Source organism: Sunxiuqinia indica, assembly GCF_009847015.1.
In the GTDB taxonomy this organism is placed as follows: Bacteria; Bacteroidota; Bacteroidia; order Bacteroidales; family Prolixibacteraceae; genus Sunxiuqinia; species Sunxiuqinia indica.
This window is the reverse complement of the sequence record NZ_WVEM01000005.1, coordinates 26,321-40,800: the sequence shown is the minus strand read 5'-3', so window position 1 is coordinate 40,800 and position 14,480 is coordinate 26,321. Positions and strand designations below refer to the sequence as shown.

9 protein-coding genes are annotated in these 14,480 nt (G+C 40.2%); 7 read left to right on the top strand and 2 right to left on the bottom strand.

What is annotated here, in order from left to right; all coding sequences use genetic code 11:
* The first annotated feature begins 9 nt into the window (after positions 1-9).
* From GR929_RS08860 to GR929_RS08835, 6 genes are all read left to right on the top strand, one after another.
* Positions 10-1,764 carry a RagB/SusD family nutrient uptake outer membrane protein gene (locus GR929_RS08860; protein ID WP_159518906.1) on the top strand — a complete coding sequence of 585 codons (1,755 nt, stop codon included), beginning with the start codon at positions 10-12 and terminating at the stop codon, positions 1,762-1,764.
* Positions 1,765-1,927: 163 nt separating this feature from the next.
* On the top strand, positions 1,928-4,126 hold the full coding sequence (locus tag GR929_RS08855; RefSeq protein ID WP_201300945.1) for an alpha-glucuronidase family glycosyl hydrolase: 2,199 nt from the start codon (positions 1,928-1,930) through the stop codon (positions 4,124-4,126).
* Positions 4,127-4,763: 637 nt separating this feature from the next.
* Complete coding sequence (locus GR929_RS08850; protein ID WP_159518904.1) at positions 4,764-5,243, top strand: glycosyl hydrolase 115 family protein; 480 nt, start codon at positions 4,764-4,766, stop codon at positions 5,241-5,243.
* Positions 5,244-5,425: 182 nt separating this feature from the next.
* Entirely contained in the window at positions 5,426-5,593 is a 168-nt protein-coding gene (locus GR929_RS08845; RefSeq protein ID WP_159518902.1) for a hypothetical protein, read from the top strand.
* Between the two features lie 404 nt (positions 5,594-5,997).
* Entirely contained in the window at positions 5,998-7,710 is a 1,713-nt protein-coding gene (locus GR929_RS08840; RefSeq protein ID WP_159518900.1) for a DUF3857 domain-containing protein, read from the top strand.
* Positions 7,711-9,711, top strand: coding sequence for a DUF3857 domain-containing protein (locus GR929_RS08835; protein ID WP_159518898.1), 2,001 nt, complete (start codon positions 7,711-7,713; stop codon positions 9,709-9,711).
* A gap of 43 nt (positions 9,712-9,754) precedes the next feature.
* Here the strand turns inward: GR929_RS08835 and GR929_RS08830 are convergent, their stop codons facing one another.
* Positions 9,755-11,983 (bottom strand): type IA DNA topoisomerase, encoded by a 2,229-nt coding sequence (locus tag GR929_RS08830; protein ID WP_159518896.1) that lies wholly within the window; start codon positions 11,981-11,983, stop codon positions 9,755-9,757.
* 30 nt (positions 11,984-12,013) lie between these two features.
* Positions 12,014-12,847: a CvfB family protein gene (locus tag GR929_RS08825; protein ID WP_159518894.1), complete on the bottom strand. Its 834-nt coding sequence runs from the start codon at positions 12,845-12,847 to the stop codon at positions 12,014-12,016.
* Between the two features lie 6 nt (positions 12,848-12,853).
* Between GR929_RS08825 and malQ the strand changes: the two genes are divergently transcribed.
* A complete protein-coding gene (gene malQ / locus GR929_RS08820) occupies positions 12,854-14,470 on the top strand; it encodes a 4-alpha-glucanotransferase (RefSeq protein ID WP_317162832.1) in 1,617 nt (538 codons plus the stop codon).
* Positions 14,471-14,480: the final 10 nt, after the last annotated feature.

Below are 14,480 nucleotides of genomic sequence, written 5' to 3'. Positions count from 1 at the left end.
GACATCGAAATGAAACATAATAGAAACAAATTCGCTATAGCAAGCAAAACCTTTATGAGTAGGTTTGCAATTGTAATCATTCTACTCACTCTTGGTTTTTCTTGCGATGAAGAGGAATACTTAAAGGAGGAGCCGGTAGATTTTTTAGCTCCGTCGAACTCGTATGTAACTTACCAGGATTTTGAAGCAGCAGTATATCACCTGCATGTAATTGTGCGGGACCGACTGTGGGGTGAGAGAGGACGAGACGACAATCCTCGTTTTACCTGGTACGGAACTGATTTGGCATTAACTTACTTTGATACTCAGGGTAATAATGATTTCACAGCTCGTTGGGGAGCCCAGGGAAAACAACTGGATTTGTGGAAGATTTTTTATGAAATAATTTACGATGCCAATGTTATCATTGGTCGTTCCGTTGGTGAAGATAGCGAACTAACTGCCGAAGAGCAGATTGAGATAGAAGCTGAAGCTCGTTTTTTTAGAGGATTTGCTTATATGAAATTAGCCCACCTTTGGGGGGGAGTTCCAATTGTTTTAAATGAAACTTCGGAACCTAAAAAGGATTATGTCCGGGCTACGCGCAAAGAAACTTATGAACAAGCTGCAGCTGATTTGGAATTCGCCGCCACAAATTTATCTGATATTGATGTTGCACCTGAATCCAGAATAAATCGCTTGGCAGCAAGTCATGTGTTAACAGAGGTTTACCTGAGTTTAAAAGAATGGGATAAAGCAATTACTGAATCGTCCAAAGTAATCGATCATCCAGGAACAGCCTTAATGACTCAACGTTTTGGTTCGCGCATGAATGAAACGCCTCATCCTGATTATTTCTGGGCAAGAGGCGATAATAAAGACGTTTACTGGGATTTATTCCGTCAGGGAAACCAAGACCGTTCGGTCGGAAATACCGAATCAATCTGGAATTTACAATACAGTTATAATGTGCCAGGTGGAGGCGATCGCAAATATGAACTGGAGCGTTTTGTAGGGCCTTATATAACGAGGGCGACATTGCGCCAAAGCGACGGAACAACGGCTGCAATATGCGTGTTGCCAAGTACCTATTACATGGGCCGTTCGCAAGGTTATGTGCGCCCCAGTGACTACTTCCTAACCACAGTTTGGGAAAAAAGTGGCTGGGACGAAGATATTCGTAATGCTCCTCATAATATTGTTCGCGACGTGAAAGTAAACAATCCGGGAAGTGAATTCCATGGGAAGTGGGTTTACGCTGATAACCTTCCACTTATAAAAGAAACAAATGTGGACTCCATGCGCTATTTTTATCCGATGATTATGAAACTGACTACTCCGGAAAAACATCCGTTGGAATTTTGGGATCCCGATCAGACAATTCCGGGTACCATGTTAGGATCTGCTGAGCAAACCTGGAGAAAACATTATATGATTCGCTTAGCAGATACTTATTTATTAAGAGCAGAGGCTTTTCTCGGCAAAGACGATTTTGACAATGCTGCAGCCGATATTAATGTTGTTCGCAGCAGGGCTCAAGCTCCGGATGTTGCGCCAGAAGATGTCGATATTGATTACATCATGGACGAACAGCTACGCGAATTACATTATGAAAAACTCAGGATTTTCACCTTGGGAAGACTCGGACAACTCGTTGAACGCAATCGTAAAGTTAACCCGATCGTTGGAGCGAATATCGGCGACCACCAGGATTTATTTGCAATCCACTTCAGTGAAATTCAAAAAAATACTGGAGCCGAATTAGAACAGAATCCTGGCTATTAGATTTACAAGTAACGAATGTATAAAAAGAAGCTTGCCTTTTTGGTAGGCTTCTTTTACTCTTTTTTTTAACACATCGTGCTGCTATTGAATTTCCTTGAATTATCTTGATACTTATACAGAGCCGCCGTCTCTTGTTGAAATAGTTTTCTCAAAAATTATATTTATGACAATGTTTCCCCCCAAAGTCAGCAGGGTACTAAAACCCGGAAATAGCTTGTTCCAATTATTTAGAATAGCTCTATTCGTTGGCCTGCTCATCTGCCAGCTACACGTAAAGTCTCAGAATCTCTGTTCGGAGGAAGACGGTTACCGCATGTGGCTTCGTTATGAACGTGTTGGCGATCAGCAATTATTAGAAAAATACAGAAAGCAAATACAAAAGATATCCTTGAATAATGATTCTCCAACGATGCAGGTGATAAGCGACGAACTTTCTCACGGTTTATCTGGATTGCTCGGTACAGATATTGAAAGGACTTTGGAGGTAAATTCAGATGGAATCTTGATTTTGGGAACCCCTGAAAACTCGAGCTCTATTGCTTCTTTGAATTTACAAGGACAACTCGGTAGTTTGGGTGATGAAGGCTTTTTGATTGAAAATAAGTTGCTTGATGGGAACGAAGCAATAGTCATTGCTGCAAATAGTGATATTGGAGTTTTATACGGTACATTTCATTTCCTTAGAATGTTACAAACCCATCGGGATCTTGATGAAATATCAGTCTATAGCTCTCCACATTGTAAACTTCGCCTTGCCAACCATTGGGATAATATTGATCGTTCAGTTGAGAGAGGTTATGCCGGTTTGTCCTTATGGGAGTGGAGTACTTTGCCCAATTACAAACATCCACGATATACTGATTTTGCACGGATAAGTGCCTCAATTGGTATCAATGGGGTCGCGATCAATAATGTCAATGCAGATACTTGGTTTATTACGGACCATTTCCAGGAGAAGATTACCGTATTGGCTGACATTTTTCGACCCTATGGAATAAAGGTATATATTTCGATCAACTACAGTTCGCCGGTTTCACTTGGTGACTTGAATACCGCCGATCCGCTTAATTCTGAAGTTATCGCTTGGTGGAAAAAGAAAACAGAAGATATTTATTCCCGGATTCCGAATTTAGGAGGGTTTTTGGTGAAAGCTGACTCTGAAGGGCAACCGGGACCAAAAACGTATGGACGTGATCATGCCGAAGGAGCAAATATGCTGGCCGAATTATTAAAGCCTTTTGGAGGAGTCGTTATATGGCGTGCTTTTGTATATGGAGAAAGACAGGCTGATCGGGTGAGAGAGGCTTATGACGAGTTTGTACCGCTTGATGGCAGGTTTATGGACAATGTAGTCCTTCAAATTAAAAACGGCCCGCTTGATTTTATGCCACGCGAGCCATTTTCGCCTCTTCTTGGTGCTTTGCCCAAGACGAATACAATGATCGAATTTCAGGTTACTCAAGAGTATTTGGGTAATGGCAATCATCTGGTTTACAAAGGGGGCATGTTTGAGGAAACACTGGATGCCGACACCTATGCAAGAGGGAAAGGTTCAACGGTGGGTAAAGTGTTGGCCGGAGAGGTATTCGATTACAACACGAGTGGAATGGCAGCAGTCATTAACCCGGGTACCGACCGGAATTGGACCAGGCATCCTTTTGTTCAATCAAGTTGGTATGCTTTTGGCCGTCTGGCATGGGATTACAAATTGAGTAGTGAGCAACTGGCCGAAGAGTGGATTAGACAAACCTTTTCAAATGACAAGGAGGCTATTGACATTATGAAAGATTTGATGCAAGTGTCTAGTGAGGCCGGTGTTAATTATAGAGAGCCTTTAGGCCTTACTCATATCGGAACAGGGTTCCACTACGGCTCTGCACCTTGGTCAAATCGTTCGAAGCGGTTTCATCAGGCCGATAAAGAGGGAATTGGCTATGATAGAACCAAAAGTGGATCAAATGCCGCTGAGCAGTATCATTCGCCACTAAGCGAAGTTTTTAATGACATTGACCGCACTCCTGAAATGTATTTGCTCTGGTTTCACCATGTTGACTGGAACCATCAAATGAAATCAGGACGTACGCTATGGGGTGAACTGGTACATAAGTATTATGAGGGAGTAGAATCAGTGCGGCAGATGCAGGCAGACTGGAAGTCGTTGGAAGGGCTGATCGACCAGCATCGTTTTTTGCACGTGAAATCTTTGCTCGAGATTCAGGAAAAAGATGCGGTGAGGTGGGGTAATTCATGTGTTCTGTATTTCCAAACTTTTGCTGGAAAGCCAATACCTCAAGAATTAGAAAAACCAGAACATGATCTGGATTATTACAAAGACCTTGAATCTGAAATATATGTTCCCTAGCTCCAAACCAATTTTTAAGATAAGAAAGATGACTGTCAAAATAATATACTTAGGTCGATGATCAGGCTGAGTCTGATTCTCAATTTAATCGCTTTTACAAGCATACTACTATCATGCACGGCCTCGGTCCAAAAGTTTGCGATCAGGGAAGGGCTTCAAATATATGTCTATCCTGATGAAGCACCGCCTGTGTATGAAGCAGCAGGCGATTTGCAAAGAGATTTAAAAAACGTCTTTGGCGAGACGCCATCTATTGTGGATCAATTGCCTGAATATGGGGGGGGATCGTAGTCGCAACCGACGATCGGTATTCTGGTATTCATCCAGTCGTTACTGGCTGGGAAGCACACCAGATTTATGCCGATCAAGCGAGGGTTGTATTAAATGGTGCAGGTATGCGAGGTACGATTTATGCTATTTACTCTTTCTCTGAGGAGTTTTTATGAATTAGACCGCTTTGGTTTTGAGCCTCTGAGCTACTATCGAGAAAGGAGAGCGTTGAGATTCCCAATGATTTTCACCGTGTTTATGATTCTCTGGACATAAAATTTCGTGCATGGTTCCCCAATGTTAGAGACTTAATTATCCCGTGGCAGAAACTTTCTGAAGAGAATTACGAAGCGTTTTCATTGAAACCATGTTACGGTTGAAACTGAATATGCTAGAAGGCCGAATTGCTGATTCAAATAGCTTCAAACCACCTTATCCGGCAGGAAAAGAAGCCACAACTGCCAAAAGGCACGGGTTAATGGTGACCGGGCATCATATGTTGGTGCTTGGTTCCAGCTATAACGATTGGGATAAGTACTGGGAGAATGTCAAGCAGCAACCCACTCCGCGGATCAGCATTACGGAAAAGGAAAAACTGTGCGAGTTTTGGAGCTTTCATATTGATTTGGCACAACGAAGTGATTTAGACGTCATCTGGCACGTTGGTTTTCGGGGAAACAGGGATATTCCTTTTTGGGAGTTTTTCCCAAATTCACCGACAGATGATCCCTCCCGAGCCAAATTCATTGAGGATATGGTGAACAAAGAAAAGCTGAACATGGAAAATTTGTTGATTGGTACGCGCATGAACGGATGTTTGGAGTGGAAAGGCTGGAGCAGCGATTGAAGGATTATGAAAAAAACAATAAGCCAGCAGTATCAAGAATAAAGCGGTTGAATGTATGTGAGAGTGACCTGATTTGGACAATCGCTTTTTTGCTTCTGGTGGCGAGATGAAGCAGAAAATAGCTTGTCTTTGCAAAAAGCAATATAAATGAGAAAGACTGAGGTAGGCTGATTAAACGCACGATGAAAAGAGGCGTCGTTTTTGTCCCCGGCAACTCGTTTTTTACGAATGGAGAAGGTAGTCAACACATTCGAATGAATTTTACAAATGCTGAATTCCCGAATATCGAAAAAGGCGTGAAAATTATGGCTGAGGAGATGATAAAAACAGTGCAAGAAATAGTTGTCTGAGTATATGGGATACGGAGGTTTATTAAACCTCTGTATTTTTTTATGTGGTTGAAACCGAAATCATCTGACCTTGAAAGGCACTGGAAGCCTCATTGAATCCTTTGTAATGATGAATTGAATCTTTGAAATCATTAATTAGAATGAGTTCAAATTAGTCTAAAAATTATTTATTTAGTAAAATTATATAGTTAGGCATTTGGAATATCTAAGATCATATGTAAATTAGGAGTGTGAAATCAAAATCGGCATTCTTTTAAATGATTACAATCCCGAAAATTTATCTGTCAGTATTGCTTGTATTTTTTGGTTGCACATTATGTTGGTCGCAGTCTGAATGTGAAGTGCTAGACTATACGACTTCCATACAAGTAAAATCAAACAAATTAGTTAAAAAAGAGTCATTCTTGATTCAGATTAACGATAAACGATCCAATTGGATCGCAGATATAAAAATTCCATTTGATAAAAATGACAAACTGGAGATACTGGAAGCGGTTGTCATGGACCTGAATGGGAACATTATTCGAAAATTAAGGAACCACGAGATTACGACACGAAGTGATATTGCTAGAGGAGCATTTTATGAAGATGACTTTATAAAAGAGTTTGAGCTGAAATGGGATGCTTATCCATACCAAATAAAATATAGCTACCAAAGAATTACTGATCGGTTTTTATATATTGCTAAGTGGTATCCAGGCGTCAATGCAAAGGTCTTCACGCACAACGCGACTTTGGAAGTTGAGGTGCCTGATGGTTTTTCAATGAGAATTGACACGATCGGTGGGTTTATCTTTAGAGAGGAAAAATTGAAGAATGCCACCCGTTTAAAATGGCAGAAGAGTGATATCAGCTCATTCAAAAGTGAATATTTTTCGCCTCCCGGTCAAGAAACTGTTCCACATGTGATTCTAATCCCCAATGTATTTAACTACGAATTGAAAGGAAGCTTTGATAGGTGGCAGTCGTATGGCATCTGGCAAGATCAGATGAATGATGGTTTGGATGTACTTCCACCGAGTGAGCAATTGAAAATTGATCGCTTGACATCGGGGATCAAAGATCCGAAAGAGATTATCAAGACGCTATACCATTATCTTCAAGATAATACCCGGTATATTGGCGTTTTTGTTGATGAAGGAGGATTAAAGCCCTATTCCGCTTCGTATGTATGCGAAAACGGATATGGAGATTGTAAGGCGCTGACCATATACCTGAAAGCACTTTTAAACCATGTTGGCATTCCTTCTTTCTATACAAAAATATACTCCGGTGAGAATCCTGTAAGGATTAATCAGGCTTATCCCGGTCAACAGTTTAATCATGTTATTCTTGTGGTGCCCCTTCAGGGAGATACGATATGGTTGGAAAATACGGCCAGTTATTTGCCTTTTGATTACTTAGGAACTTTCACTCAAAACAGATACGGACTTCTTGTAAATGGAGAGAAAAGCGAACTTGTAAAAACTCCAACATTAAGTCAGGCAGACGTTTTGAGAACAACTACCTGTACATTCAACTTAAATTTAGAAGGAACTGGAACTGCTAAAGTTTCTGAAAAATTAAGAGGGGATGATTTCGAGACATGTAAGTATTATCAGACGAGTAGAAGTAAGGAAGATCAGAAGAATTATATAGAGGAATCGATCCCACTCCGAAACTTTCAGATTGAAGATTGGAAATTCTCGCAGGAAAACCGCGATTCCGCTTCAATGTGGTTAGATGTTGAGATGCAGGTGAAAGACCAATTTAGAACTATTAGCGGTATGATTGTTCTGAATCCAAAAACCTTAAGAATGCCGGATATTAAGAAGCCAGACGACCGAAAGAGTCCGGTGAGAATAACATTTCCAATTAATAGATTGGATTCAATTATTTATTATTTACCGTTTTACGACGATTACAAAGTTGAATTCTCCAAAAGTGTTCTGCTGAAATCTGATTTTGGCTGTTACGAAGAGCATTATTTACAAAAAGATAGCGCATTGTTTTTTACCCGTCGTTTTCAGTTATACGATGGGGATTACCCATTAGATCGATATTCTGAGATATATGCTTTTTTTGATTCGATAAAAGATGTTCAACACCGGTCTGCAATTGTATTAAATCCAAATTAAATGAAAATATTTTATCTTTTTCTCTTTCTGATTTTAATCGAACCCAGCGTTAGTCATGCTCAAGAGTATTCACGCGATTTTGGAGTTATTAGCAAAGAAGAGTGGGATCTTAAAACCTATGACAAAGACCCGGAAGCGCCGGCTGTAATTCTTTTTGATCAAGGGAAATCTATATTTTTTGATACGGATGAAGGAGGTTATGATATCCGTTTTACAAGAACAAAACGGATTAAAATACTAAAAGAAGCAGGGATTGATTATGCTGAAATAGCTATCCCGTATTATCAAGATGGTTTTGGAAAGACAGAAGAGGTCGTATCTATTGAAGCTTATACTTATAACTTGGAAGATGGAAGCTTGACAAGAGCAAAATTGGATCAAAACTTAGTTTATGAAGAAAAGAAAAACAACAATTGGTATCGCCAAAAATTTACATTTCCAGATGTGAAAGTTGGATCAATTATTGAGTATAAGTATGTTGTGGAGACTCCATTTCTTTTTAACCTTCCGGGTTGGGTCTTTCAAACCAGCATTCCCACAATCTTTAGTGTATATCAAGTGAGTATGATTCCTTTTTACAAATACGCTTTTTTAGCTCAGGGAATAAAGCATTTTGATTATCGACTTTCAGAGGAGGATCGTTCCGAAAGAACTTTTGGCAAGATCGTTCAGAATTATGGGCAGAATATTGGAAGTGGGGTGGTCTTTCACGACTTAGTTCACACGTTTGCAATGAAGAATGTTCCAGCATTTAACGATGAATCATATATCACTTCGGTTGATGATTATATTATGAAGGTTGATTTTCAACTTTCCAATATTTATTATCCAACGGGTGGGACAAAGGAAATTATGACGACATGGCCCGGCCTATGTGAAAGCCTTAATAAGCATGAAGATTTTGGTAAATACGTAAAAAGTTGTACCCGATCGGCAAAGAAAGTTTTGGAATCTGAAATAGACTTGAACGGGATGAGCCAGACCGAAAAGAGCATTGCTATTATTGAGTTTGTCAGATCTCATTACAGTTGGAATCAGATTAATTCTAAGTATGCGTCGAAGAATTCGAAGCAACTACTCAATGAGAAATCTGGAAATAATGCAGATATAAACTTGTATTTACTTGCGTTACTTCGTACGGCTGGGGTCGATGCTGATCCTGTAATAATTAGCACACGCAACCATGGAAAAATAAAGGCTGACTACCCTTTTGAATACTTTTTCAACTACGTTGTCGTGTTGGTGAAGATTGATAATAAATCCTATTTAACAGATGGAACAAATGACCTGATTGCCTATAATGAAATACCTCCACGTTGTATAAACGAAAAGGGATTATTGGTCGATGACGAAGAGCCTGTTTGGATTAGTTTAGTTAATCATAAAAATTCAATTGACAGTAAGAATATTCGGATTAAGATCGATGCTAACCATTTTGTTGGCGAGGCATCTGTTTCAATTAATACCTCCGTATTTGAGTCATTTTGGTATAAGAACTCTTTTCAAAACGATACTGCGAAAATAAGGGAGTATCTGTTAAAGCGTGGTTTTTCAAAAGTCAATATGGTGAGTTGTTTCAATTTTGATCGGAACAGAAAGCCTTATGTCATCTCATTTGACAGCGAATTTCCTATCGAGCAATTGGGAAATAAACTGGTGGTTTCACCATTCTTGAATTTCCCGATTAGAGAGAATAAATTGAAACAGAAAACACGCTCATACCCGGTTGATTTTATCTATTCGAAAACGGAGAAATATAATTCAATAATTGAAATTCCTTCAGGCTATCAATTAAATTCACTTCCTGACGATTACCATTTTGGTGATGATCTGGTAGATATTGAAATCAAGTTCAAAAATGAAGACGAATTGATTGAAGCGAATGCAAGTTACACATTAAAAAAATCTGTTTATCAACCGAATGAATATACTACGCTAAAGCATTGTTTGGATACAATTGTTAAGAAATTTAATGAGCAGATTGTATTCGAAAAGATCTGATCTTGTGGCTGCTTATTTCCCAGAAGAGAGTATCGAAAGTTGCTTAGATTTCAAACGAAATCCGAAAATCACATCCATTTCTAAAATTAGAACATCCGTAGGCTGTTTTTCCTTTTAGGATTTTGCCGGTGTTGCATTTGGGGCAAGTGCTGTCATCTTTTATTTGAGGGTGAAGTTGGACGGATTGCTCATCAGTTAACAATAGTCGGCCATCCAATTTCAAACCTTCGTAGCTGAATCCTTTAATCAGAGGAGTTTTACCTTTGGCAACCAAGCTTGAAATTTGTTTGTCGGTTAGTTTTTTGTCAAACCATTGAAACGGAATCTTAAAGTGGCATCCGTTATTCCATTCGGAGCAGCCAAAGGCCGATTTTCCTTTTAGGAGTTTTCCTTTTTTGCATTGCGGGCAGGGTAGTTCATCGGGGGCTTTACTTGAAGCTTTCTTTTTCGTATTGGTTTTTTCTTCAGCTTGCGCTTTTTTCTCTTCGTCTTCAAGAATTGTGATTTCCTTTTTTTGCGATTTTTTCACCTGCCAAATTACCTCGGTTACCATGTTTTTCAGGTCGGCCATAAACTGGGCTATCTCCAATTCGCCGGATTCAATTTCACGAAGTTTCTTTTCCCACTGGCCGGTTAATTCGGCCGATTTCAGCAAGTCATTTTCAATAGTATTGATCAAATCCATGCCTGTTGGTGTGGCAACCAATCGCTTGCGTTCTTTGCGAATATATCGCCTGCGAAAAAGCGTTTCAATAATGTTGGCTCGGGTTGATGGACGGCCGATTCCATTTTCTTTCATCAGTTCGCGCAATTCGTCGTCATCCATGTTTTTGCCAGCAGTTTCCATTGCCCGAAGCAGCGTTGCCTCCGTAAAGTAATTGGGTGGTTGGGTTTGTTTTTCCTGTAATTCGGGCTTGTGCGGTCCGTGTTCTCCAGTGGTAAATGCAGGCAGAATATTATCGTCCGACTGGCCTCCTTTTTTATCATTTTTGTACACTTCGCGCCAACCCGGTTTCAAAATCAGTTTGCCTGTTGCTTTAAATTGGTGTTTTTCGATGCTTGCTTCAACGGTGGTGTTGGCAATTTCACAATCAGGATAAAAGGCAGCGATAAAGCGTTTCACAACCATGTCATACACTTTTCGCTCTGCTTCGGCTAAATCAATTCGATAAACTCCGGTTGGAATAATAGCGTGGTGATCAGTAATTTTTTTGTTGTCGAAAACTTTTTTCGATTTTCGGATTTTGCCGGCACTTAATAATGGCTGAGTCAGTTCTTCGTAACCTTTCAGGTTTTTTAAAGTGGCGGGAACTTTTTTATAAATATCGTCCGAAAGGAAAGTGGTGTCAACACGCGGATAGGTGGTTACTTTCTTTTCGTACAGCGACTGAATGGTCCGCAAGGTTTCGTCGGCACTGAGATTTAATTTTCGGTTACATTCAATTTGTAATGAGGTTAGGTCGAACAAACGTGGCGGGTGTTCTTTGCTCTTTTTGGTAGCAATTTTGCCGATGTGTAAATCTTTTTCCGAAATATCTTCCAATACCTTTTGTGCTTCCTCTTTGTTTTCAAATCGCCCGGTTGTTGAGGCGAAAATGGCATCGCGGTAATTGGTTTTAATTTCCCAAAAGGGTGTTGGTTTGAAATTTTCAATTTCAATTTGTCGCTCTACAATTAGCGCAAGGGTGGGAGTTTGTACTCTGCCGATGGAAAGTACCTGTTTGTTTTGCCCGTACTTTAAGGTGTATAGTCGGGTGGCATTCATACCCAAAAGCCAGTCGCCAATTGCACGAGCGCTACCTGCTTCGTATAGCTTTTCAAAGTCGTCGCAGGGCATCAGCTTTTCAAAACCTTCGCGAATAGCTTCTTCTGTTAGCGATGAAATCCAGAGTCGTTTGATGGGTGCTTTGTTTCCGGCTTTCGTCAGCACCCAGCGCTGGATTAATTCTCCTTCTTGTCCGGCATCACCACAATTAATAATTTCATCAGCTTTGCCAATCAAATTTTCTAAAATAGAAAACTGCTTTTTTACGCCTTCGTCATCAATAACTTTAATGCCAAACCGTTTGGGAATCATCGGTAGTTCGTTGATGTTCCAATATTTCCACCGAGCCGTGTAGTCGTGCGGTTCTTTGAGAGTGCACAAATGGCCAAAGGTCCAGCTCACCTGGTAGCCATTTCCTTCGAAATAACCATCGCGCCGACTTTTTGCTCCAATAATTTGAGCAATTTCTTTGGCGACACTAGGTTTCTCGGCAATACAAAGTTTCATGAAAAGTGGAGGTTGTCAGGTGTTGTTTGTTTATTTGAGCAATCTTATGCCATCGTCTTCCAGGCTGATCAAACGGTGTTTGTATAATGCGCCAATGGCTTTTTTAAAATTCTTTTTGCTGATTTGAAAGGTGTTTTTAATCAATTCAGGTGAACTTTTATCGGTCAGTGGAAGAAAACCTTCGTTGGCAGCCAGCTTGTTTAAAATTCCCTGTGAAATCTCATCAATCTTTTCGTAGCCTTCTTTTTGAAGCGAGAGGTCAATTTTCTCATCTTCGCGAACGGTCTTAATAAATCCTTTTAGTTTTTGCCCGACTTTTAAGTTTTGAAAAACCTCATTTTTATAAATCATGCCCCAATGGCTGTTGTCGATGATGGCTTTATAACCTAAATCGGTTTGGCCTGCAATGATTAGGTCTACTTCCTCACCTACTTCATAATCAACCGGAATATTATCGACGCTTTTATCCAATTTCGAAGACGCAGCAATGCGTTGACTTTCATCGTCTAAGTAAACGAAAACCAAATACGAACGCCCGGCTTCCATGGGGTGCTGCTGCTCGCGAAAGGGAACCAGTAAATCTTTTGGCAAGCCCCAATCCAAAAATGCCCCAACAGTTGTTACAGAAACGACTTTCAACAAGGCAAACTCGCCCACCATTGCTTTGGGAGTTTCATTGGTCGCAACAAGTCGGTCTTCGGAGTCAAGATAAATGAATACATTCAGTACATCTCCAGGCTTTGAACCCTCAGGAACATAGCGTTTGGGCATCAGGATCTCTCCATGTGGGCCACCATCGAGATAAATACCAAAATCAACTTCTTTTACAATTTCCAGTTCGTTCATTAAACCAATCGCTGCCATTTCTCCATGTTTTTAGTTAGTCGCAAAGGTACGTTTTCAAAGGAAATATCAGTAATTTCTTTTCGATTTAATATGGAAATCTATAGCGTTCAGAAGAAAAGGTTTATTTTTGACTCTAATTTGAAAAAAGTCAGAAGTAATATGACGCGAAGCAGTGGGATTTTATTACATATCAGTTCGTTGCCTGGAAAATACGGAGTTGGAACCTTAGGAGAAGAAGCATATGCTTTTGTGGATTTCTTGAGAGAGACAGATCAAAAACTTTGGCAGATTTTGCCACTGGGACCGACAGGATTCGGAAATTCGCCCTATCAGAGTTATTCAGCATTTGCCGGCAGTGACCTGCTGATTGGAGTGGATCGATTGGTAAAAGATAATTTATTGAGGAAAAGTGAGCTTGATAAATTGACCGAGTTTTCGGATAAAAAGGTGGAATACGAGCAAGTTGCTCCGGTTAAAACTGCCTTGTTGAAAAAGGCTTTTAAGCGGTTCAATGAGAAATTTGATCTGTACAAAGAGGATTACTTCAATTTTTTGGGCGAGCACTCGTGGTGGTTAGATGATTATTCTCTTTTCCAGTCTTTGAAAGAACAGGAGCCGGACTTGATCTGGAATAAATGGAAAAAGCCGATAAAACAACGAGATCAGCTTGCTGTTGACAAGGCTCACCTTGAGTTCGCTGAGGCAATCAATTACCAACGTTTTATTCAATTTATATTCTTCAAACAATGGTTTGATTTGAAGAAATATGCGAACAATCATGGCGTGCAGTTATTTGGCGACATGCCTTTGTATGTATCGCTCGATAGTGCAGACGTATGGGGAAATCAGGATATCTTTCTTTTAGATGATAAGGGTAAACCAACTCATGTTGGAGGAGTACCGCCAGATTATTTCAGTGAGACAGGTCAGCTGTGGGGCAATCCGGTATTTGACTGGGAGCGATTGGCTGAACGCGATTTCGACTGGTGGATTGCACGTTTGCATTTCAGCTTTAAAATGTATGATTTAATCCGGATTGACCATTTTCGTGGTTTGGAGTCATTTTGGTCAGTAAAAGCCGGCGAGAAAACAGCTATAAAGGGCGAATGGGTTCCGGCAAAAGGTCTTGAATTGATGAAACTCCTGAAATCTCAAATTGGAGAACTGCCTGTTATTGCCGAAGATTTGGGGGTTATTACTCCTGAAGTTGAAAATCTTCGGGATGAATTTGAATTAGCAGGAATGAAAGTCCTTCAATTTGCTTATGCGTCGGACGAGACAAACGAACATTTACCTCATAATTTTGGTGAAAACTTTGTGGTTTACACCGGGACGCATGATAATGATACAACATTAGGATGGATAAAATCTGCCACTATTGACGAGCGCCAGAATCTTAAATGCTATTTTAATGAGGGAGTCGCAAAATTGCCGGATCGGATTATTGAAGCGGCATGGGCGTCGGTTGCAAGGATGGCAATTGTTCCGATGCAGGATTTGTTGGCTCTTGATTCGAAAGGCCGCATGAACGTTCCGGGAACTGCAGTTGGAAACTGGGAATGGCGTTTTAAGTGGGAACAGTTAAAAAGCTCGAAAAAGGAATACTTGAAAGAGTTAACGAAAAGGTATAACCGATTATAAATCGACCGTA

What these genes read in the sequence shown, in the direction of transcription:
- GR929_RS08860 (WP_159518906.1), top strand. Translation starts at nt 10, where the DNA reads ATGAAACATAATAGAAACAAATTCGCTATAGCAAGCAAAACCTTTATG.
- malQ (WP_317162832.1), top strand. Translation starts at nt 12,854, where the DNA reads ATGTTTTTAGTTAGTCGCAAAGGTACGTTTTCAAAGGAAATATCAGTA.
- GR929_RS08825 (WP_159518894.1), bottom strand. Translation starts at nt 12,847, where the DNA reads ATGGCAGCGATTGGTTTAATGAACGAACTGGAAATTGTAAAAGAAGTT.
- GR929_RS08850 (WP_159518904.1), top strand. Translation starts at nt 4,764, where the DNA reads ATGTTACGGTTGAAACTGAATATGCTAGAAGGCCGAATTGCTGATTCA.
- GR929_RS08845 (WP_159518902.1), top strand. Translation starts at nt 5,426, where the DNA reads ATGAAAAGAGGCGTCGTTTTTGTCCCCGGCAACTCGTTTTTTACGAAT.
- GR929_RS08835 (WP_159518898.1), top strand. Translation starts at nt 7,711, where the DNA reads ATGAAAATATTTTATCTTTTTCTCTTTCTGATTTTAATCGAACCCAGC.
- GR929_RS08855 (WP_201300945.1), top strand. Translation starts at nt 1,928, where the DNA reads ATGACAATGTTTCCCCCCAAAGTCAGCAGGGTACTAAAACCCGGAAAT.
- GR929_RS08830 (WP_159518896.1), bottom strand. Translation starts at nt 11,983, where the DNA reads ATGAAACTTTGTATTGCCGAGAAACCTAGTGTCGCCAAAGAAATTGCT.